Source organism: Mycobacterium sp. RTGN5 (assembly GCF_033804465.1).
Taxonomy (GTDB): domain Bacteria; phylum Actinomycetota; class Actinomycetes; order Mycobacteriales; family Mycobacteriaceae; genus Mycobacterium.
Genome location: NZ_JAPZLA010000011.1, coordinates 20248 through 40630 on the forward strand (window position 1 = coordinate 20248; position 20383 = coordinate 40630).

The following is a 20383-nucleotide window of genomic DNA, read 5'->3' on the forward strand; positions in this document are numbered from 1 at the left end:
ACTGACTACCCGTCCGGTGTGAACGTGTAATCACGCGGGCGGAATCGGCGCGTCATCGTCCAGAAGGCGCGAGCGCTGCGCGGCCACTGCGTGACCACCCGGCCGTTGGGCGCCCGGAAGTAATTGCTGCACCGGGTCATCCAGACGGTGCCCTCCATCCACCGGTCGATATCGGCCAGGAAGTCGTCCATCGCCTTGGCGCGGACCGCGACGTAGCGCCCGCGCGTGCGGCGCAGGTGCTTCAACGCCCGCACGATGTACTGGGCCTGGGCTTCGAGCACAAAGATCACGCTATTGGAGCCGACGTTGGTGTTGGGCCCATAGAGCATGAAGAAGTTCGGAAAGCCTGGAACGGTCATGCCCATATACGCGAACGCACCGTCGTGCCAGATGTCGTGCAGTGAGCGACCGCCCTCGCCGACGACCTCGATCTGGCCCAGGTAGTCGGTGGCGGCATAGCCGGTGGCGCACAGCACCACATCCACGTCGAGCTCGGAACCATCCTCGGTGACCAGCGAGCGCGTCCGCAGCGAGCGGGCCGGGCTGGACACCACCTCGACGTGCGGCTGGGTCAACGTCGACAGGTAGTCGGCCGCGAACACCAGCCGCTTGCAGCCCAGCGGATGATCCGGGGTGAGCTTGGCGCGCAGGTCGGAGTCGGGCACTCCTGCCTCCAGATAGCGCAGCGAGATGTCCTTGAACTCTTGGGTTTTGTCACTGCCATTCTCGATCACCGAGATATTGCGTTCACTGCGCAGCCACAGCCGAGTCCGGTAGAACTTCTTGGCGAACGGAATGCGCTTGAAGACCCAGCGCTCTCGTTCGGTATACGGCCGGTCTGGCTTGGGCAGTATCCAGGTGGGGGAGCGCTGCACGGAGTACACCTTGTCGGCCACCTTGGCGACCTCGGGCAGGAGCTGCGATGCGGTGGATCCGGTGCCCAGCACCGCGACCCGCGCTCCGGTGAGGTCGACCGAATGGTCCCAGCGTGCGGTATGCATCAGGGTCCCGGTGAACGGCTCCTGCTCGTCCAGGTCGGGCAGCAGCGGCTTGGTGAACATCCCGACGGCGGAGACCACGATGTCGAAGGTGTGGTGCTGACCGGTCGAGTCGGTCAGAGTCCACGTGTTGGCGCCGGAATTCCACTGTGCCGTGGTGATTTCGGTGTTCAGCCGCAAGTGTGGGCGGAGGCCGTGACGGTCGGTGGAGCGTTCGAAGTACTCGAGCAGTTCCGGCTGACCCGGCCACATCCTGCTCCAGTCGGAGTTCAGGTCGAACGAATAGGAGTACAGATGCGACTTCACGTCGCAGGCCAGCCCCGGATAGGTGTTGATTCGCCAGGTTCCGCCGACCCCGTCCTCGCGGTCGAAGATCGTGAAGTCACGAAACCCGGCCTTGGCCAGGAAGATACCCAGTGCCAGCCCGCCTGGGCCGGCACCGATGATGCCGACCGACGTCTGCCTCATCCGATCCGCAGGCATTGCCCACCGTCGACGACGAGCTCGGCTCCGGTGATGAACGACGCGTGCTCGGACACCAGGAAGGCCACCGCGTCGGCGACTTCCATCGGCTGGCCGAGCCGGCCGCCGTACGACCGTTCGATCAACCGCTGCCGCGCCGTGTCGTCGAGCATGGGCGTGTCGATCGGCCCGGGGAACACCGCGTTGACCCGGATACCGTCAGCGGCCAGTTCGGCCGCGGCGATCTGGGTCAGGCCGCGCAGCGCCCATTTCGACGAGCCGTACGCCGCGTGGAACGGGAACGGCCGGATCGCCCCGGTGCTGCACGTGTTGACGATCGCGGCGCCGTCGGCGCGGCGCAGGTGTTCCAGCGCCGCCCTGATACCCAGGAACGGCCCCAAAGTGTTGAACCGCCAACTGCTTTCAAAACCTTGCGCAGTCTCCTCGGAGAGCGACGCTCGGTGCAGCACGCCGGCGTTGTTCACCAGCGCACTCAAACCGCCGAAACGGTCCACCACCTCGGCCGCCGCGGCCGACCACTGCTGCTCGGAGGTGACGTCCAGCTCGACCGCGAGGATATCGGGGTCGCCGAGTTCGCTGACCTGGGTGCGGAGTTCGTCGATGCGCACGTCGGCGGCGGCGACCTTGAAGCCGTCGGCGCGTAACCGCCTGACCAGCGCCGCACCCTGCCCCCGTGCCGCGCCGGTCACCAGCGCGACCTTGGTCGCGCTCATGGACGGCCCTCGGCTTCCGCGAGATGGGCAGTCGCACCGCGCCGCAGCGCACCTGACTCCGGGGCAAGGGTGATCAGCTGAAAGCCCAACTCGGCCAAATCCTTTCCTGTCACACCGTCGCCGGCGTGGATGCCCGCGACGATGCCTGCCGCCGTCGCGGCCTGCTGGATGCGCACCGCGGCGTCGCGAACGCCTCTGTTACTGGTGGCCTTGACGATCCCGACGCCAAGAGAGATGGCCAGATCCGCCGGACCGACGTAGACGCCGGCGAGCCCTGGTACCGCACAGATGTCGTCGACCGCGTCCAGCCCGGCCGCTGTTTCGATCATCGCGAACACGCTGACCCTGGCGGCCAATTCGGCCGGGTCGTGGCCGAGGCTGGCGCGTAAGGGGCCGAAACTGCGGATGCCAGCTGGCGCGAACCGGGTCGCGGCCACCGCCTCGGCGGCCTGCTCGGGCCGGTCGACCATGGCGACGATGATGGCGTCGGCACCGGCGTCGAGCACCCGGCCGATCGGGGCGGCCGCCGGGGACGGGACCCGGACGGCGGTGGCGATCGGGACGTGCTCGATGCGGCGCAGGATCTGCGCCACGTCGGCGTCGTCGAGGTAGCCATGCTGGATGTCGAACCCGACGTAGTCGTAACCGGCGCGCGCGAATTCGTCGGGCCCGGCGAACGTCGGCCCGGTGATCCAACCACCCCACACCTGAGGTTTGTCGGCCAGCGCCTGCTGCAACCTGCTGGCGGTCATGAGGCCACGATCGAGATCTTGACCCGACCAGGGGTCGGGCGGCAGGCGAACTCGAAGGCGTCCTGCACGTCGGTGACCCCGAAGGTGTGGGTGACGTACATGCTCAGCAGATCGGGATGCTGGCGGGCGAACGCATCGGCGGCATCGAGCACCCGTCGGCGCTCCAGTGTCACACCGGATTTCAGAGTGAGGTTGTTGCGCAGCATGGTGCGCATGCTGATCGGATAGCTGTCGTCGTCGGGCACACCGAAGTAGAACACCGTCCCGCCGAAACCCGTCGCTTCGACGGCGTTGTTGAGGGTGGCCACCTGGTGGCCGACCGCTTCGATGACCACGTCGGGCTTGTCGTGTGGCGCGAGGTGAGCCACCCAGCGATCGCTGGTGGCCCGCACCACGGTGTCGACTCCGAACTTCGCGCCGATATCGTCGCGGTAAATGGGGTCGACCCCGGTGACGTGCTCGGCACCGGCGGCCTTGGCCACATACGAGAACAGCAGCCCGATCGAGCCCTGGCCGATCACCGCGACCCGCTTGCCGGCCAGGGGCGGAAGTTGTTCGACCGCATACAGAATGCAGGCCAGCGGCTGCAGCCCGACCGCGTGCGCGGGACTCAGCGATGGGTCGTAGGGGGCCAGCCCGTTGCCGTCGGAGACCACGAACTCCATCAGGCCGTCGAAGCCGGAGGCCCAGCCGACGACACGGTCGCCGGGGCGGTGGTCGGGGTGGGCGCTGGCCAAGACTTCGCCGACAATCTCGTGGACCGGGAAGCCGGCCATCTCGGCGGCTAATGCACCGGTGTCACCGGGCAGTCGGCCCTGCACGCCCTTGAAGCCGGGGATGTCACTGCCGCAGATGCCCGCGGCGAGGAACTTCAACAGCACCTGTCCGTCGGATAGCCGATCGGACGGCGGTTCGGGAACCGTGACCCGCTCGAACGTGTACGGCGCGACGAGCCGATAACACCACACTGGCTAGGCCTCCGATGACGCGTGGGTCGTTGACATTGCCACCCACGGAGCGTGACACTTGGTCGATGTTTTGTAAAGTCGCGTCATGACGGTAATCGGTTCCCCGGCACGCACGGCGCTGGCCGACGGCCTCTGCTTCGGCGAAGGGCCGCGCTGGTTCGAAGGCCTGCTGTGGCTGTCGGACATGCTCGGCGAGGCGGTGCACACCGTCACCCTGGATGGCTCGGTGACCACCTTGGACCTGCCCGGCCACGCGCCGGCCGGCCTGGGCTTCCGTCCCGACGGCACGCTGCTGATCGTATCGACCGAACGCCGGGTGGTGCTGCGCTATGACGGCGATACGGTCACCGAGATCGCTGACCTGTCCGGGATCGCCCCGGCCAATCTCGGTGACATGGTGGTCGACGCCGCCGGCCGGGCCTACATCGGCGCGCAGGCGCGCGAGGGCGGCATCATCGTCCGGCTCGACCCCGACGACTCGGTGACCGTGGTGGCCGAGGATCTCGACTTCCCTAACGGCATGGCGATCACGCCGGACGGCCGCACGCTGATCGTCGCCGAATCGATCGGGCGGCGATTGACCGCTTACGACATCGACGGCGGCGGTGGGTTGTCCGGGCGGCGGGTCTTCGCCGACGGGCTCGACGGTCCGCCGGACGGCATCGCGCTGGACGAAGCGGGTGGGGTGTGGACGTCGATGACGCTGGCTCACCAATTCGAACGCGTCGAGGCCGGCGGCGCGATCACCGACCGCATCGACATCGGCGACCGCGCGGCCATCGCCTGCATGCTCGGTGGTCCGGATCGGCAGACCCTGTTCCTGGTCACCACTCCCGATGCCTATCCGCAGCGTCTCGTCGGCACCCGGGGGTCGTGCGTCGAAACGGTCAGGGTCGAGATTCCCGGCGCGGGCTTTCCGTCAATCGAAAGGTCAGCATGACCGACAGCTACTACGAACTCGTCGACCCGGATGATCCGCGCGGAGAGAAATTTCGGGCCACCGACTTGGTTCGCAGCACGTGGACGTCGCACATTCAGCACGCGGGTCCGGTGTCGGCGCTGTTGGTTCGCGCGCTGGAACGCTGTCAGCAGCGCGAGGACACCCGGCTGAGCCGGGTGGTCGTCGACCTGCTGGGGCCGGTACCGGCCGAGGGGGACCTGTGGGTCACCGCGTCAGTTGACCGGGGCGGCAAGCAGATCGAGTTGGTCTCCGCGACGATGCTCGGTCAGGGTCCCGACGGGCAACCCCGTCCGGTCGCCAGGGCCAGCGGCTGGCGGATGCTCACACTGGACACCGAGGCGTTGCTCTCTGCGCCGGTCGAGCCCTTGCGCCCGCGCGCGGAGGGCGTGAACCGCAATCTTGCCGACAACTTTGACCGTAACTACGTGCACAGCCTGGAGTGGCTGTGGTTGACGAAGCCGTTGGCGCCCGGTCCGGGGGAGTCGTGGCTGCGGCCGCTGGTCGACCTGGTGCAGGGGGAGCAGCTGACACCGCTGGAGAGATTGTTCGCCGTTGCCGATGACGCCAATGGCATCGGCTCCAAGATCGACATCACCAAGTACACGTTCCTCAACACCGATCTGGCGGTGCACGTCCACCGAGTTCCCAAGGGAGAGTGGGTCGGTATCCGCGCCGAGACGATGTACGGGCCCGATGGGGTGGCAACGACGGTCGGCACGCTGTTCGACGACGACGGTGCTGTCGGCGTCATCCAGCAGTCGGTGCTGGTGCGCCCGCGCCCGCCCAAGGCCTAGTCGAATAGCACCGCGGGATTGAGATAGCCCGTCGGGTCGAAGGCGGCCTTGATGGTGCGCATCGCGGCGATGTCCGCGTCCGAACGCGCCATGCCAAGGTAGGCGCGCTTGCGGCTGCCGACGCCATGCTCTGAGCTGACGTTACCGCCATGGGCGGCAATGAGTTTCATCATCGCCGCATACAGGTGGGCCTCCCGCTCGGTGTCGCAACGCAATACGTTCAGATGCAGATTGCCCTCGCCGACGTGGCCGAACAGCACCGGGATGGCCTCCGGCGCATGCTCGGTGACCAGCGCGGCGGAGTCGGTGGCGAACGCGGGGATCACCGACAGGGGCAGGGAAACATCGAATTTCAGCGGCGGACCGAACAGCCCCACCACTTCGGCGGTGGACTCGCGGGCCTGCCAGAGTCGTTGCTGAGCGGCGTTGTCGATGCCCACCGCCGGCTCGCCGCACAGTTCGGCGTCTTCGAGCGCGTCGGCCAGCCGCTCGGTCAGGTCGGTCTCGCCGGCGAGTTCGATCAGCAGCAGCCAGTCGCCGGCCGTCGGCACCGGCACGTCGAAATGCTCCGCGGCCAACGCTGCCGACCGACCGTCGATGAGTTCCAGGGCGGCAATGGATTCGGTGTCGCGCAACGCCCTGCCCGTGGCCACCAGCGCCGCCAGGTCGGCGAATCCGCACACCGCCGTCACCCGATGCGCGGGCACCGGGTGCAGGCGCAGATCCAACCCGGTGATCACCCCCAAAGTGCCTTCGGCGCCGACGAACAACGACGCCAGGTCATAGCCGGTGTTGTCGGCACGAACCTGGCTGTGCCGGTGCACCACCGAGCCGTCCGGCAGCGCGACGTCCAGCCCGATCACCTGCTCACCCATGTTGCCGTAGCGCACGGTCCGCAGGCCGCCGGCATTGGTGGACGCCATCCCGCCGACGGTGGCCGAATCGCGGGCGGCGAGGTCGACGCCGAACAGCAGGCCGGCCGCCGCGGCTGCGCGTTGCACGGCCGCCGCCGTCACCCCGGCCCCGACCCGGATGCGTCGCTCGACGACATCCACATCGCCGACCTCGGTGAGCCGCTCAGTGGACAGCAGCACGTCGTCGTGCTCGGGAACCGTGCCGGCCACCAGCGAGGTACGCCCGCCCTGCACGGTCACCGAAACCCCGGCCGCACGGCATTCCCGCAGCACCGCGGCGACCTCGTCGGCCGAGCCGGGGCGCACCAGCGCGCTGGCCTTCCCGCGGTAGCGCCCGGTGTGGTCGATGCTGCGGCCGTCCAGGATGTCGGCGTCGGTCACGACCTGCGCGGCGCCGACGATGGCCTGGAGTTGTTCGGGCAGCGAAGAACTCATGCCGTGGGTTTACCACACATGGCCAGGAAAGCCCCCAACTCCACCAACCCTGCCGGTGTCGACGGCAGGTAGTCGGTCAGCATCGCCGAACGCACGATCACCGCGGCGTACTTCGCCCGGCTCACCGCGACGTTGAGCCGATTGCGGTTGAGTAGGAAGGAGATTCCGCGCGGCACCTCGGCAATCGAGGAGGCCACCAGCGAGATGAACACCACCGGGGCCTGGCGGCCCTGGAACTTGTCGACGGTGCCGGCCCGCACATCGGATAATCCGGCCGCATCCAAGAGGCGCCGCAGCAGCACAACCTGGGCGTTGTAGGGAGTCACGATCAACACGTCGGCGGCGCTGAGCGGACGGGTGCCCTCCTCGTCGGTCCACGCCGATCCGAGCATCGCGGTGATCTCGGTGACGATCGCCTCGGCCTCCTCGCGGCTGTCCGTCGAGTTGCCGTCGTGCTGGACGGCCAGCACGCGCACCCCGGGCTGGACTCCGGCGAGCTGTCGTGCCGCGGTGCGCTCCTCCACCGAGTGGAGCCGATTGTCATAGGAGAGCCGAGACACCGCGGCGCACACCGCCGGATGCATGCGATACGAGCGATCCAGGAAGTAGCCGAGATCTTCGGGCAGGGTGTGCTGCCCGTCCACCAGCCAACCCAGTGCCGAGGCGTCCACCGGCTCGGGGTGGGTGCCCTGGCTGACCTGGGGCAGCTGCTGCGGGTCGCCGAGGAGCAGCAGGTTGGTGGCCGCCTGCGCGACGGCGATGGTGTTGGCCAGGCAGAACTGGCCGGCCTCCTCGATCACCAGCAGGTCCAGGCAACCCGGCGGCACCCGCGTCTGGTTGGCGAAATCCCATGCCGTACCGCCGATCACGCAGCCGTCATTGCCGGCGATGAAGGCGGGGTAGGTCTTCTCGTCGATGTCGGTCCACGGGCCGGTGCCGCTGGGTTTCTTGGCCACCAGCGCGGGATCCACTCCGGCGTTGATGATGTCGCGAAACAGGTTCTCCACCACGGCATGTGACTGCGCGACGACGCCGATGCGCCAGCGGTGCTCGTTGACAAGGGCGGCGATGACCCGGGCGGCGGTGTGGGTCTTGCCGGTGCCGGGTGGGCCGTGCACGGCCACGTACGACGAATCCAAGGCCAGCAGTGCGGAGGTGATATCGGCGGCGCTGTCACCGGTGCGTGGCAGCGGCGCACCGGTACGCGGCGGACGGCGTAACAGGATGTCGACGACGGCCGACGACGGCAGGTCGGGAAGGCCGGCTGCGAGGTGGGCTGCTGCGGCATCGATCGATTCGCGCAGGGCCTTGGTCGCAAACGGTGGGCCCGGCGTGAGCGCGAACGGCAACTGAGTGAAGGTCCCCCCGGCGCTGTTAGTTCCGCGCGGTTCTCGTTCCATGACCAACACCTCGGTCGGTGCCGAGGGGTCGTCACAGCCGAGCACCTTCACCGAGGCGTATGCCCGTCGCTCGGGGTCGTCGGACAGGCCGGCCGGTGTGGGCGGGTTGTAGAGCGCGTACATGTCGCTGTCGAGCTCACCGGCCGCGATCGCGCCGGTCAGCCGCAACCGGCGCTGCTGCTTGCGGGCTCGCGGCGGAACATGCCATTCGGTGTCGACGACCGCCCGATCGGCGAGGAAAACACCTGGTGTGTCGGACCATTCGTCGACCGGGCTGTTGAGCCGGTCGAAGTGGCCCCACCAGAACGGCTTGTCCTCGCGGCGGTGATACCCCCGTGCGGCCGCGATCATCGCGACGGCCCGCTGCTCGGGACTGCGGGCGGTGACGTCATCCCCGGCGAAGCCGCCCAAGGTACGGGCCAGGTCGTCGTCGACGTCGAGTTGTCCGCCGTCTTGCACCGGCTGCATGCCCAGCGGCGGCACCCCGGCTTCAAAGGCGCGGTGCAACAACCAGTCCCGCAGTTTCCGGGTGGACCGGCAGTCGTAGTGGTTGTAGTCCTCGATCTCCTTGAGCACGGTCGCGGCCTCGTCGTTGTTGCCGTCGGCGAGCAGCTCGCAATAGCGGGCATACATGGTGATCGAATCGGTGGCGGTGGTGACATCGCCGGTGCGCAGTTCTGCATCCATATACAGCGGCTCGAGCGACTTGAGGCTGTAGTTCTCGGTGCCGACCCGAATGCTCTTGCGCACAAAGGGATACAAGTCGACGAGCACGCCGTTGCGGAGCAGGTCGTCGACCTCGTTCTCGCCCTCGCCGTAGCGGCCGGCCAGGCGCAGCAGGGCCGTCTTCTCGTATGCCGCGTAGTGGTAGATGTGCATCTTCGGATACCGCTTGCGCCGCTTGCGGACCATGTCCAGAAAGCCCTTCAGCGCCTTGCGTTCCTGGCGGCGGTCATGGGCCCACAGCGGCCGAAAGTCCCCGCCCGCGCCGAGTACACCGAACATGTACTCCAGGCCCCACTCAGTACCGTCGGCCGTCCACAGCGGGTCACCCTCGAAATCGAAGAACAGATCGCCCTTGTCGTGATCGGGCAACAGCATCAACGGCTGCGGGTCGACAACCTCGAACGGCGGTTTGCCGTCCACCCGGGGCGCGATCTGCAGCCGGGCCTGCCCGCTCAGCGCGGCGACCGCGCGGGCAGGCAGCTCGGGGACCGGGCCGTCGTGCGCGGCCAGCTCGGCCACCGTGGTGATACCGGCGTCGATTAACCGGGCCCGCTGGCTGATTCGCATGCCCGCGACCAGCAGCAGGTCGTCCTGCTCGCGGACCTGCGCCGCGCATTCCTGGCAGCGCATGCAGGCGCGCACACTCTCGTCGGTCCAGCTCACCGCGACATCACCGTCCAGGTGCCGATCCAGCAGACCCTGCAGCTCGGTGCGCCGGGACCGGTAGACCGGCAGCAACTCGTCGACCCGGTAGGCCCGCGTTGTCCCGTTGCCCAGCACCAGTTCCACCTCGTCGTGGACCGCGACGCCGGCCACACTCAGCGTCTCGGCGTAGGCGGCCAGCTGTAGCAGCGCCTCCACCTTCACCGAGCGGGCGAGCTTGGTATCGCGCAGCCGGTAGCGGTCCTCGTCGAGCAGCAGGAAGTCCGCGAACCCGACGAAACGACCGTCGAACATCGCGGCCTGGTAGATGAGGGGCGCGCGCTGCTCGACGGCGGTCAGGGTGGCGTTCGCGGCGGCGGTCAGTCCGGCGACGGTGTAGGCGGGCCTGCCGATGATGGTGACGTCGGTGGTCGAGCGCAGCTCGTCGAGGTGACGTTCCTCGTGCTGGCCGCCGAGTTCGGCGGTACGGGCCAGAAGTTCGTCGGTCGCCGACACCGAAGGGCCGCGGCCCAGCTTGGCATCGAACGCGCGCAGCAGCGCGTACTCGCAGCGTGCGGCCGCGGCGAGATCAGATGCGCTGTAGATGACCCGGTCGTCGGCGACGAACACAGCCCTACTGTAGGCGGGCGCACCGACGTGTCAGCCGTTGCCGATCAGCTCGACGCCATTGCCGTTCCAGCGGAACTTCACCACGCTCTGCATGCCCAGGCCGTTCAGGTAGCCCAGGGCGACGGTGTCGCCGGTGCTCTGCGTGGTGTCGACACCGTTGAAGCCGTAGGTGTCGGGCACCCCGGTCGGGATGTACTTGCCGAGATGGAACAGCACCCCGCGGGTGTTGGGGTTATCGGCGTTCGTGTTGGCCTTGATGATCACCGCGGACAGTTGTGCGCACTCGTTGTAGTTGCCCGCCACCGGTTCGGGGTTCCAGGCCTGGCCGCTGCGCGGGTCGCGAGGCAGCTCGGAGACGGTCTGCGCGATCGCGGGTGCGGCCAGGTTCACCGCGCATGGATCCGGCGGCGGCGTGGTGCTCGGCGGTGGTGGTGGCGGCGGGGGAGCCTCAGTCGTGGTCACCGCGGTCGTCGTCGGCTGTGGAGTCTTGGCCACCGTCGAGTCGCCGGAACTGCAGCCCGCGGCGAGCACGGCTGCCGCCGCTGCGACTCCAAGCCTCACCCACACACCGGCAGACGGTACCGCCCTTTGCGAGCGGAGGCGGGTAACGGCACGCACCGGCAGTAGACTGCAGATCCGATGACATCCCTGGAAGACGCCCCCGTAACCTTTGCCGACCTGCAGATCCACCCCGCGGTGCTGCAGGCGGTTGCCGACGTCGGCTACGAAACCCCGTCGGCGATCCAGGCGGCCACCATTCCGGCGCTGCTCGCCGGCTCCGACGTCGTCGGTCTGGCGCAGACCGGCACCGGTAAGACCGCCGCGTTCGCGATCCCGATCCTGTCCAAAATCGACCCAACAAGCCGCGTCACCCAGGCGCTGGTGCTGGCCCCGACGCGTGAGTTGGCCCTGCAGGTCGCCGAGGCGTTCAGCCGCTACGGCGCGCACCGAAACATCAACGTGCTGCCGATCTACGGCGGCACCTCCTACGTTCCGCAGCTGACCGGCCTCAAGCGCGGCGCGCAGGTCGTCGTCGGGACCCCCGGCCGCGTCATCGACCACCTCGAGAAGGGCAGCCTGGATCTCTCGCACCTGGACTACCTGGTGCTCGACGAGGCCGACGAGATGCTGCAGATGGGCTTCGCCGAGGACGTCGAGCGGATCCTGGCCGATACCCCGGAGTACAAGCAGATCGCGTTGTTCTCGGCGACCATGCCCCCGGCGATCCGCAAGATCACGTCCAAGTACCTGCACGATGCCGTCGAGGTGGCGGTCAAGTCCAAGACCGCGACCGCCGAGAACATCACCCAGCGCTATATCCAGGTGGCCGGGCCGCGCAAGATGGACGCGCTGACCCGTCTGCTCGAGGTCGAACCGTTCGAGGCGATGATCGTGTTCGTCCGGACCAAGCAGGCCACCGAGGAGGTCGCCGAGAAGCTGCGGGCCCGCGGGTTCGCCGCCTCGGCGATCAACGGCGATATCCCACAGGCGCTTCGCGAGCGGACGATCGCGGCGCTCAAGAGCGGCGCGATCGACATCCTGGTGGCCACCGACGTCGCCGCACGCGGGCTGGACGTCGAACGCATCTCCCATGTGCTGAACTACGACATCCCGCACGATCCGGAGTCCTATGTGCACCGCATCGGGCGCACCGGGCGGGCCGGACGATCCGGGACTGCCCTGCTGTTCGTCTCGCCGCGGGAACGCCACCTGCTGAAGTCGATCGAGAAGGTCACCCGCCAGCCGGTCACCGAGGACCAGTTGCCCAGCGTGGAGGACGTCAACGCCCAGCGGGTGGCCAAGTTCCAGGATTCGATCACCGAGGCGCTCACCGCACCCGGCTTCGATATGTTCCGTCGGCTGATCGAGGACTACGAGAAAGACCACGACGTGCCGATGGCGGACATCGCCGCGGCGCTGGCGCTGCAGAGCCGTGACGGTGCGGAATTCCTGATGACCGAGCCGCCGCCGGAGAAGCGCCGGGAGCGTCCCGAGCGCGAGGAGCGGGAGCGCACCCCGCGCAAGACCCGCGACGACCTGGCGACCTATCGCATCTCGGTCGGCAAGAGGCACAAGGTGGGGCCGGGCTCGATCGTCGGGGCGCTGGCCAACGAAGGTGGACTGCACCGTAGCGATTTCGGGCACATCACCATCAAGGCCGATTTCTCACTGGTCGAGCTGCCCGCCGAGCTGTCCAAGGCAACGTTGAAAGCCCTTGAGAAGACCCGTATTTCCGGGATTTTGATCGACCTGAAGCCTGACCGTGGCAGCCCACGATACGACACGCGTCCCGACTCGCGTCCCTCCGGCGGGAAGCCTCGGCGCACGAGCCGATGATCGCGTCCGGTCAGGTCGACCAAGGCGGACTGGAAGCAGTTTCGGGGGTTGACCGGGTCGCCTCGCTGACGGGTATCCGCGCGGTCGCGGCGCTGATGGTGCTGGGCACCCACGCGGCCTACACCACCGGCAAGTACACGCACGGCTTTGTGGGCCTGGTGTATTCGCGCCTGGAGATCGGTGTGCCGATCTTCTTCGTGCTGTCGGGTTATCTCTTATTCGGGCCGTGGGTGCGGGCTGCGGTCGGTGGGGGGACGGCGCCGTCGGTGCGCCGCTATGCGTGGCACCGGGTGCGGCGCATCATGCCGGCCTACATAGTCACCGTGCTGGCCGCCTATCTGATCTACCAGTTCCGCGACGGCGGGCCCAATCCCGGCCATACCTGGGTCGGCCTGCTGCGCAACCTGACGCTGACCCAGATCTACACCGACAACTACATGTTCAATGGCTATCTGCACCAAGGACTTACGCAGATGTGGAGCCTGGCCGTCGAGGTGGCGTTCTATGTCGCCCTGCCGGTGTTGGCGTGGCTGCTGCTGGTTGTGGTGTGCCGTCGACAGTGGCGGCCGTTGCGGTTGGTGGCGGGGCTGTTGGTGCTCGCGCTCATCAGCCCGGCGTGGCTGGTGCTGGTGCACAACACCGATTTCCTGCTCAACGGCGCCCGGCTCTGGCTGCCCGGCTACCTGTCCTGGTTCGTCGGCGGCATGCTGCTGACGGTGTTGCAGGCCATGGGAGTTCGGGTCTTGGGGTTCATCGCCATACCGCTGGCGGTCGTCAGCTTCATGATCGTGTCCACCCCGATCGCGGGCGAGCCCACCACGTCACCGACGGGGCTGACCGAGGCGCTGGTCAAGACCGGTTTCTACGCCGCGATCGCGACATTGATGGTCGCCCCACTCGCGCTTGGCAACCGGGGGTGGTACGCGCGGGCGGTGGGCAGCAGGCCGATGGTGTGGCTCGGCGAAATCTCCTACGAGATATTCCTGGTGCACCTCGTGGTGATGGAGGTCGCCATGGTCGAGGTACTGCGTTGGCCGGTGTACACGGGCTGGGCGCCTGCGCTATTCATCGTCACGCTGGTGATGACGATCCCGGTGGCGTGGGTGCTGCACCGGTTCACCCGCGTACGCTGAGACCGCACTGAGAGCGAAGATTTCGCCGAAAGTTCGCTCTCAATGCGGTTTCAACGCAGACTCGGTCTCGTTGGGGCACACCATCGGAACGACGAACTCCTCGAGCATCGCGCGCTCGTCGTCGGCGTCGCGGCCGGGGAAGATCAGCAGCGACGTCAGCACCCGAACGAGCCAGCGGGCACGGCGATGAACGACGTCCGGGTCGTCGGGCCGCAGCGACAGCAGGAAGCCCGATGTCAGCGCCTGGATGACCTCGGACTGCTCGGCCATCTCGGCGCCGATGGGGGAGTCGGCTGTGTTGAACCACGACGACAACGCCGGACTCTCACGCACCAGCTTCATGGACTCGCTGAGCCCGGCCAGCAGTCGTTCGCGGGGATCGGGGATCTCGTTGACGAGCTCGGTCATCTGCTCGTGCAGCCGGTACGCTTCCCGGTGCACGTACGCGGTGTGCAGCACTTCGCGGTTCTCGAAGTAGCGGTACAGCGTGGCCCTGGAACACCCTGCGGTACGGGCGATGTCGTTCATCCCGACGCCCCCGACGGCATGGTTGGCGAACAACTCACCGGCGGCGTCGAGGATACGGTCGGCGGCCACCTCCGCGCGACGTGAACTCAGCCAGTCCTTACCCGTCATCTAGCCACGCACCCGGAACGGTACGGACAGCGGCCGGCGCACGTAGCCGCCGCCGGCCCAGACGATACCCGCCTCGTTGACCTCGAAATCGGGGCAGCGCGACAGCAATTCGGTCAGGGCAACCCTGGCCTGCATGCGCGCGGCAGCCGCGCCGAGGCAGTGGTGGGCGCCGTGGCTGAACGTGAGGATATTGCGCGGGCGGCGGGTGACATCGAGTTCGGCTGCATCGGGGCCGTATTGGCGCTCGTCGCGGTTGGCCGAGCCGTACAGCAGCAGCACCTTCCGCCCGGCCGGGATGGTCTTGCCGTGCAGCTCGACATCGCGAGTCGTGGTGCGGGCCAGTCCCTGCACCGGGGAGGTCAGTCGCAGGAATTCGTCGACGGCGTCGGAGATCAGGTCCGGTTGGTCGACGAGCAGCTGGCGTTGGTCGGGACGCTCGGCCAGCAGCGGCACCGACCCGCCGAGCATGCCGGTGGTGGTGTCGTTGCCGCCGGTGACCATCGTGAACGTGAAGGCCAGTATCGACAGTGTGCCGGCGATGTCGCCGTCCGCGCCGACGCCGGCGGCCACCAGATGTGACACCGTGTCGTCTTCGGGTTCACGCCGGCGTCGCTCGATCAGTTCGGTGAAGTAGCCCATCATCCCGCCAAGGGCTTCGGTGAGGCCGGTCAGCGCACCACCGAGTCCCTCCGACGAGGTGTTGGCCGCCACGATGGCGTCGGTCCAGCCGTCGAACTGGTCGCGGTCCTGCTCGGGTACGCCGAGGTAGTGCGCGACCACCATCGACGGCAGCGGCTTGAACAGCTCGGCGACGATGTCGCCGCCGCCGTTGGCGCGCAGCCGCTCGATGCGCTCGACGACGAACTCCCGCACCTTGGGCTCGACTGATTCGACCTGCCGGGGGGTGAATCCGCGTGACACCAGCTTGCGGAACTCGGTGTGCACCGGCGGGTCCTGCATGACGAATGGCGGGTTGTCTTGCAGGCCAATCAGTTCCAGCTCGTTGTAGTTGACGGTCAGGCCCTCGGCCGAGGAGAACGTCTCGTGGTCGCGTGCGGCGGTGAAGATGTCGGCGTGCCGGGACAGCACCCAGTAGTTGTGGTCGGGGTTGTCCGGCACGACGTTGTGCACCGGGTCGAGGTCGCGCAGGGCCTGGTACATCGGCCAGCGGTGGCCCCAGGTCTCGGCGGTGGCGAGCTCGAAGCGGGCCTCCGCCTCGTGAGACACAACTGCTGTCATGTCTTATGGATACGACAAGCGAGGTGTTGTGTCAAGGGTTGTTCTAGATCACCGCACCTGGGTTGAGGATCCCGTCGGGGTCGAGCGCGGCCTTGATCTTGCGGTTGAGCTCCATCGCCTCCGGGCCCAGCTGGCCCGCCAGCCAGGGCTTTTTGAGTCGGCCGACGCCGTGTTCGCCGGTGATCGTCCCGCCAAGTGACACCGCCAGATCCATGATTTCGCCGAACGCTTTTTCGGCGCGCTCGGTCATCGCGGCGTCGGCGGGGTCGTAGACGATCAGCGGATGGGTGTTGCCGTCGCCGGCATGGGCGATCACCGAGATCGTCAGGTCGCGGTCGGCCGCGATCTTGGCCACCCCGCCGACCAGCTCGGCCAGCGCGGGCAGTGGCACCCCGACGTCCTCGAGCATCAGGGCGCCCTTGGCCTCCACCGCCGGGATGGCAAACCGACGAGCCGCCACAAAAGCCTCACCCTCGTCCGGGTCGGCGGTCGAAAAGCACTCGGTGGCACCGGCTTCAGTGAAGACCCCGGCCATGTACTCGGCGTCCTCGGCGCCGGTCGACCCGCGATCGTCGGAGGCGGCCACCATCATCGCCGCGGCCGAACGATCCAGGCCCATCCGCAGTTTGTCCTCGACGGCGTTGATCGCCACCGCGTCCATGAACTCCAGCATCGACGGCCGGATGCGGCTGGTGATCGTGAGCACGGCCGCTGCGGCCGCCTCCACTGAATCGAACGTGGCCACCACGGTGCACGCCGACGGCTGAGGTGGCAGCAGTCGCAACGTCACCTCGGTGATCACCCCCAGGGTGCCCTCGCTGCCGACGAACAGCTTGGTCAGCGACAGGCCGGCCACGTCCTTGAGTCGCGGCCCGCCAAGGCGCACCGCGGTTCCGTCGGCCAGCACCACCTGCAGTCCGAGCACGTAATCGGTTGTCACGCCGTACTTTACGCAGCATAGTCCGCCGGCGTTGGTGGCGATATTGCCGCCGATGCTGCAGATCTCATACGACGACGGATCGGGTGGATACCACAGGCCGTACTCCGCGACCGCCTTCTTCACCTCGGCATTGAGCAGCCCGGGCTGTACGACGGCGGTGCGGGTCACCGGATCGACGGTGATGTCGCGCATCTTCTCCGTCGACAGCACGATCCCGCCGTCGACCGCCGTCGCTCCGCCGGACAAGCCGGTGCCCGCCCCGCGCGGTACCACCGGAATGCGATTGTCCGATGCCCAGCGCAACACCGTCTGCACCTCTTCGGTGCGGGTGGGCCGGACCACCGCCAACGGTGTGCCGGCCGCGGGATCGGCGGCCCGGTCCTGGCGGTAGGAGGCCACGATGTCGGGGTCGGTGACGACGACCCCGTCGGGCAGTTCGGCGGCCAGGCCGGCCACAGCGCTCACGGCCATTGCGCCATCCTAAGCGTGGGCCGGCTGCGCTTCGGGCTCGTCGTCGAGTTCGCGCAGTGCCGGCAGCCAGGGACACAGCACACCGATCGCCAGGATCGGCACCGCCAGCACCAGGAATGTCACCTTCAGGCCGAACCCGTCGACCAGCGGGCCGGCCAGCATGAACCCGATGGGACCCGCGGCATAGGTCATCGACGTCATCACCCCGACCACCCGGCCGCGAAGGTGCTCGGGGGTGCGGTTCTGCATGACCGAGTTGTAGATGGGCCCGATCGGCCCGTAGACCAGGCCGACGAGCGCGGCGAACGACAGGATCACCGGCAGCGGCGGGAGGAACCCGATGACGGTGACGGCGATGCCGAACGTGAGCACCGCCGTCAGCACCGTCGTGCGCTTGCTGGAGATCTTCGACAGCACCGTCCAGCTCAGCGCCCCGATCAGCCCGCCGATCGCCAGCGCCATCAGCACCCAGCCGAGATGGGCCGGCTCGTTGCGGTCGGTGAAGTACTTCGGGAACAGCACGCTTTCCATCGGCAGGTACAGGCCGGTGACGGCCAGGTCGATCAGCCCGAGCGTGCGCAGCACCCGGTTGTGCCAGACGAACTTCAACCCCTCCAGGACGCCGGAAACCATGCTCTCGGGCAGCTTTTCGCGGACCGGACGTCCGGTGCCCTCGAGCCGCAGCACCGCCATCGCCAGGATCGCCAGCGCGAACAACGCGGCGGTGACCCACATCGTGTTGATTCCGCCGAGCGTCGCGATGAGCAGACCGCCGATGCCGGGCCCGGTGATGTAGGCCAGGTTGAACACCGCTTCGTAGACGCTGTTGGTGTGATCGCGGGTCCACCCTGCCCGTTCGGCGGCCTCGGGCAGCATCGACTGCCGGGCGGTCATGCCGGCCGGATCGAAGAAGTTGCCAAGGGCGGCCAGCCCGGCCAGCACGAGGGTGTTCAGCACACCGGAGCCGAACACGATGGCCAGTACGGGGATTGCGGTGACCGCGGCGGCCGAGAGGACGTCGGAGAGCATGGCCACCCGGCGCCGGCCGATGAAGTCGACGGCCGCACCGGCGATGAGCGTGGCGAACAGCAGTGGCAGGGTCGCCGCGCCGGCGACGATCGAGGCGTCCACCGCGCTGCCGGTGCGCTGCAGCACCAGCCACGGGAACGCGACCATGGAGATGCCGTTGGCACCTGCGGCCAAAAACGTCGAAGACAGGATCAGCAGCGCGGGGATGCGCGTGTTGGTCACTGGCAGAGCCTAGTTTTCTCGCGCGGCGCCGCGCGCGCGGGCACAGTGGACCGGTGACCGCCTACCCCCATCCGCGCACCGGTGTGCTGTTCGAGTCGCCGGTCCCGCCGGGGACGGGCTGGCCGGGTGATCCCGCGACGGCCGCAACCCCGGTGGCCGCCGACCCCGGGCAGGTGGCCACGCTGGCCGCGACGGCAGGCGATCTGGCGAACCTCGATGCCCTGGTCAGCGTGTGCCGGGCCTGCCCACGGCTGGTCGCCTGGCGCGAGGAGGTCGCGGTCGTCAAGCGGCGATCGTTCGCGGGTGAGCCGTACTGGGGCAGACCGATCACCGGGTGGGGTGCGGCGCAGCCGAAGATTCTGGTGCTGGGACTCGCCCCTGCCGCGCAGGGCGGCAACCGCACGGGCCGGGTGTTCACCGGTGACCGCTCGGGTGATCAGCTGTTCGCCGCGCTGTACCGCACCGGGCTGGTAAACCAGCCGACGAGTGTCGACGCTGCGGATGGCTTGAGCACCAACGAGATCCGAGTTGCCGCTGCGGTGCGGTGCGCCCCGCCCGGCAACAAGCCGTTGCCCGACGAGCGGTCGACGTGCGAGCCGTGGCTGACCGCCGAGTGGAACATGATCGCTCCGTCCGTCCGGGTGATCGTCACCCTGGGCGGGTTCGGCTGGGAGGCCGCCCTGCGGCTGCTGGCCGACGACCTACCGGGCGGGGCCAAGCCGAAGTTCGGTCACGGGGTGGTGGTCGACTTGCCCTCGGGTCGGCAACTGCTGGGCTGCTATCACCCCAGCCAGCAGAACATGTTCACCGGGCGGCTCACCCCGGCCATGCTCGACGACGTCTTCACCGATGCGGCCAAGCGGGCCGGCCTGCGCGGGTAAGCGGGAAACAAGTACGGCAGTCGTATCGTTGAGGCTGCTATGCGGCTTTCTGTCCTCGACCTCGTTCCAGTGCGCACCGACCAGACCACCAGCGACGCGCTGGCGGCCACCGTGCGACTGGCCCAGACCGCCGACCGGCTGGGATTCACCCGGTACTGGGTGGCCGAGCACCACAACATGCCCGCCGTCGCGGCAACCAGCCCGCCGGTGATCCTCGCCTACCTGGCCGCCCAGACCACGCAGCTGCGGCTGGGCTCGGGTGGGGTGATGCTGCCCAACCACGCGCCGCTGGCCGTCGCCGAGCAGTTCGCGCTGCTGGAGGCCGCCGCCCCCGGGCGCATCGATCTGGGCATCGGCCGGGCGCCGGGCTCTGATCCGGTGACCTCGATCATGCTGCGGGGCACCCGCGACGATTCCGACATCGAGAACTTTCCGCAGTACCTCGACGACGTCGCGGCGTTGATGAGTGCGCACGGCGTCCGCATCCCGATCCGCAACCAGGACTACATCCTCAAGGCCACCCCGGCGGCGGTCGAGGAGCCGCGGCTGTGGCTGCTGGGTTCGTCGATGTACTCGGCACATCTGGCCGCCGCGAAGGGGTTGCCGTACGTCTTCGCCCACCACTTCGCCGGGCAGGGCACCGTCGAGGCGCTGGCCACCTACCGGTCGGAGTTCCGGCCGAGCGATGTGGCCGCCGAGCCGGTGACGTTCATGACCGTCAACGCGGTGGTCGCGCCCACGCGCGCCGAGGCCGAAGCCCTTCTGCTGCCCAATCTGCAGATGATGGCGCGGCTGCGTACGGGGCAGCCCCTCGGGCCGCTCGACCTCGTCGAGGATGCCGCGGAGCTGACGATGCACCCGCAGGCGGAAGCCGTCATCGCGGCCGGTCGCGGCCAGGCCGTGGTTGGGTCCCCGGCCGAGGCGGCCGAGCAGGTCCGCGCGGTCGCGCTGGAGTTCGACGTCGACGAGGTGATGGTCAACCCCGTCGCCTCGGCGCCTCGCGGTACCGACCCGCGCACCGCACCCGCGCGTGAGGTCACGTTGGAGCTACTGGCCAAAGAGCTGTTCTAGGCCAAGCG

General features: G+C 68.2%; 17 protein-coding genes. 6 read left to right on the forward strand and 11 right to left on the reverse strand.

The genetic code is table 11. The features are described from left to right. Positions 1-5: 5 nt before the first annotated feature. The 4 genes from SLQ31_RS28905 to SLQ31_RS28920 are packed head-to-tail and all read right to left on the reverse strand — an operon-like array spanning position 6 to position 3914. Positions 6-1481 carry an NAD(P)/FAD-dependent oxidoreductase gene (locus SLQ31_RS28905; protein ID WP_319437629.1) on the reverse strand — a complete coding sequence of 492 codons (1476 nt, stop codon included), beginning with the start codon at positions 1479-1481 and terminating at the stop codon, positions 6-8. Further along, positions 1463-2194 (reverse strand): SDR family oxidoreductase, encoded by a 732-nt coding sequence (locus tag SLQ31_RS28910; RefSeq protein ID WP_319437630.1) that lies wholly within the window; start codon positions 2192-2194, stop codon positions 1463-1465. The genes SLQ31_RS28905 and SLQ31_RS28910 overlap by 19 nt, the downstream gene beginning before the upstream one ends. Continuing rightward, the gene (locus SLQ31_RS28915) at positions 2191-2946 is read right to left on the reverse strand and encodes an HpcH/HpaI aldolase family protein (RefSeq protein WP_319437631.1); all 756 of its coding nucleotides are present in this window, start codon (positions 2944-2946) and stop codon (positions 2191-2193) included. The genes SLQ31_RS28910 and SLQ31_RS28915 overlap by 4 nt, the downstream gene beginning before the upstream one ends. Then, on the reverse strand, positions 2943-3914 hold the full coding sequence (locus SLQ31_RS28920; RefSeq protein WP_319437632.1) for a zinc-binding dehydrogenase: 972 nt from the start codon (positions 3912-3914) through the stop codon (positions 2943-2945). The genes SLQ31_RS28915 and SLQ31_RS28920 overlap by 4 nt, the downstream gene beginning before the upstream one ends. 85 nt (positions 3915-3999) lie before the next feature. Between SLQ31_RS28920 and SLQ31_RS28925 the strand changes: the two genes are divergently transcribed. Beyond that, on the forward strand, positions 4000-4854 hold the full coding sequence (locus SLQ31_RS28925) for an SMP-30/gluconolactonase/LRE family protein (RefSeq protein ID WP_319437633.1): 855 nt from the start codon (positions 4000-4002) through the stop codon (positions 4852-4854). Next, positions 4851-5669 (forward strand): thioesterase family protein, encoded by an 819-nt coding sequence (locus SLQ31_RS28930; RefSeq protein WP_319437634.1) that lies wholly within the window; start codon positions 4851-4853, stop codon positions 5667-5669. Before SLQ31_RS28925 ends, SLQ31_RS28930 begins: the two co-directional genes overlap by 4 nt. Here SLQ31_RS28930 and SLQ31_RS28935 read toward each other — a convergent pair. Genes SLQ31_RS28935 through SLQ31_RS28945 form a run of 3 tightly spaced genes read right to left on the reverse strand, consistent with a single transcriptional unit; the run spans position 5666 to position 10983 of the window. Then, positions 5666-7018, reverse strand: a complete 1353-nt coding sequence (locus tag SLQ31_RS28935; protein WP_413643266.1) for an FAD-binding oxidoreductase — start codon at positions 7016-7018, stop codon at positions 5666-5668. The two genes, SLQ31_RS28930 and SLQ31_RS28935, sit on opposite strands and share 4 nt — an antisense overlap. Next, positions 7015-10416: a TM0106 family RecB-like putative nuclease gene (locus SLQ31_RS28940; protein ID WP_319437635.1), complete on the reverse strand. Its 3402-nt coding sequence runs from the start codon at positions 10414-10416 to the stop codon at positions 7015-7017. Before SLQ31_RS28940 ends, SLQ31_RS28935 begins: the two co-directional genes overlap by 4 nt. 30 nt (positions 10417-10446) lie before the next feature. Further along, on the reverse strand, positions 10447-10983 hold the full coding sequence (locus SLQ31_RS28945; protein WP_319437636.1) for an LppP/LprE family lipoprotein: 537 nt from the start codon (positions 10981-10983) through the stop codon (positions 10447-10449). A 72-nt stretch (positions 10984-11055) separates the two neighbouring features. Between SLQ31_RS28945 and SLQ31_RS28950 the strand changes: the two genes are divergently transcribed. Then, positions 11056-12753, forward strand: a complete 1698-nt coding sequence (locus SLQ31_RS28950) for a DEAD/DEAH box helicase (protein WP_319437637.1) — start codon at positions 11056-11058, stop codon at positions 12751-12753. Further along, the gene (locus SLQ31_RS28955) at positions 12750-13886 is read left to right on the forward strand and encodes an acyltransferase (protein ID WP_319437638.1); all 1137 of its coding nucleotides are present in this window, start codon (positions 12750-12752) and stop codon (positions 13884-13886) included. Before SLQ31_RS28950 ends, SLQ31_RS28955 begins: the two co-directional genes overlap by 4 nt. A gap of 39 nt (positions 13887-13925) precedes the next feature. Here SLQ31_RS28955 and SLQ31_RS28960 read toward each other — a convergent pair whose 3' ends face one another. From SLQ31_RS28960 to SLQ31_RS28975, 4 genes are read right to left on the reverse strand one after another with little or no spacing between them, the layout of a single operon-like run. Next, on the reverse strand, positions 13926-14522 hold the full coding sequence (locus SLQ31_RS28960) for a TetR/AcrR family transcriptional regulator (RefSeq protein WP_319437639.1): 597 nt from the start codon (positions 14520-14522) through the stop codon (positions 13926-13928). After that, entirely contained in the window at positions 14523-15761 is a 1239-nt protein-coding gene (locus SLQ31_RS28965; protein ID WP_319437640.1) for a cytochrome P450, read from the reverse strand. 43 nt (positions 15762-15804) lie between these two features. Then, positions 15805-17172, reverse strand: a complete 1368-nt coding sequence (locus SLQ31_RS28970; protein WP_319437641.1) for an FAD-binding oxidoreductase — start codon at positions 17170-17172, stop codon at positions 15805-15807. Between the two features lie 9 nt (positions 17173-17181). Beyond that, a complete protein-coding gene (locus tag SLQ31_RS28975; protein ID WP_319437642.1) occupies positions 17182-18423 on the reverse strand; it encodes an MFS transporter in 1242 nt (413 codons plus the stop codon). 53 nt (positions 18424-18476) lie between these two features. Between SLQ31_RS28975 and SLQ31_RS28980 the strand changes: the two genes are divergently transcribed. Together SLQ31_RS28980 and SLQ31_RS28985 are read left to right on the forward strand one after the other, a co-directional pair. Then, a complete protein-coding gene (locus tag SLQ31_RS28980; protein ID WP_319437643.1) occupies positions 18477-19304 on the forward strand; it encodes a uracil-DNA glycosylase in 828 nt (275 codons plus the stop codon). A gap of 39 nt (positions 19305-19343) precedes the next feature. After that, positions 19344-20375 carry an LLM class flavin-dependent oxidoreductase gene (locus SLQ31_RS28985; protein ID WP_319437644.1) on the forward strand — a complete coding sequence of 344 codons (1032 nt, stop codon included), beginning with the start codon at positions 19344-19346 and terminating at the stop codon, positions 20373-20375. Positions 20376-20383: the final 8 nt, after the last annotated feature.

What these genes read in the sequence shown, in the direction of transcription:
- SLQ31_RS28905 (WP_319437629.1), bottom strand. Translation starts at nt 1,481, where the DNA reads ATGCCTGCGGATCGGATGAGGCAGACGTCGGTCGGCATCATCGGTGCC.
- SLQ31_RS28910 (WP_319437630.1), bottom strand. Translation starts at nt 2,194, where the DNA reads ATGAGCGCGACCAAGGTCGCGCTGGTGACCGGCGCGGCACGGGGGCAG.
- SLQ31_RS28915 (WP_319437631.1), bottom strand. Translation starts at nt 2,946, where the DNA reads ATGACCGCCAGCAGGTTGCAGCAGGCGCTGGCCGACAAACCTCAGGTG.
- SLQ31_RS28925 (WP_319437633.1), top strand. Translation starts at nt 4,000, where the DNA reads ATGACGGTAATCGGTTCCCCGGCACGCACGGCGCTGGCCGACGGCCTC.
- SLQ31_RS28930 (WP_319437634.1), top strand. Translation starts at nt 4,851, where the DNA reads ATGACCGACAGCTACTACGAACTCGTCGACCCGGATGATCCGCGCGGA.
- SLQ31_RS28935 (WP_413643266.1), bottom strand. Translation starts at nt 7,018, where the DNA reads ATGAGTTCTTCGCTGCCCGAACAACTCCAGGCCATCGTCGGCGCCGCG.
- SLQ31_RS28950 (WP_319437637.1), top strand. Translation starts at nt 11,056, where the DNA reads ATGACATCCCTGGAAGACGCCCCCGTAACCTTTGCCGACCTGCAGATC.
- SLQ31_RS28955 (WP_319437638.1), top strand. Translation starts at nt 12,750, where the DNA reads ATGATCGCGTCCGGTCAGGTCGACCAAGGCGGACTGGAAGCAGTTTCG.
- SLQ31_RS28960 (WP_319437639.1), bottom strand. Translation starts at nt 14,522, where the DNA reads ATGACGGGTAAGGACTGGCTGAGTTCACGTCGCGCGGAGGTGGCCGCC.
- SLQ31_RS28965 (WP_319437640.1), bottom strand. Translation starts at nt 15,761, where the DNA reads ATGACAGCAGTTGTGTCTCACGAGGCGGAGGCCCGCTTCGAGCTCGCC.
- SLQ31_RS28970 (WP_319437641.1), bottom strand. Translation starts at nt 17,172, where the DNA reads ATGGCCGTGAGCGCTGTGGCCGGCCTGGCCGCCGAACTGCCCGACGGG.
- SLQ31_RS28985 (WP_319437644.1), top strand. Translation starts at nt 19,344, where the DNA reads ATGCGGCTTTCTGTCCTCGACCTCGTTCCAGTGCGCACCGACCAGACC.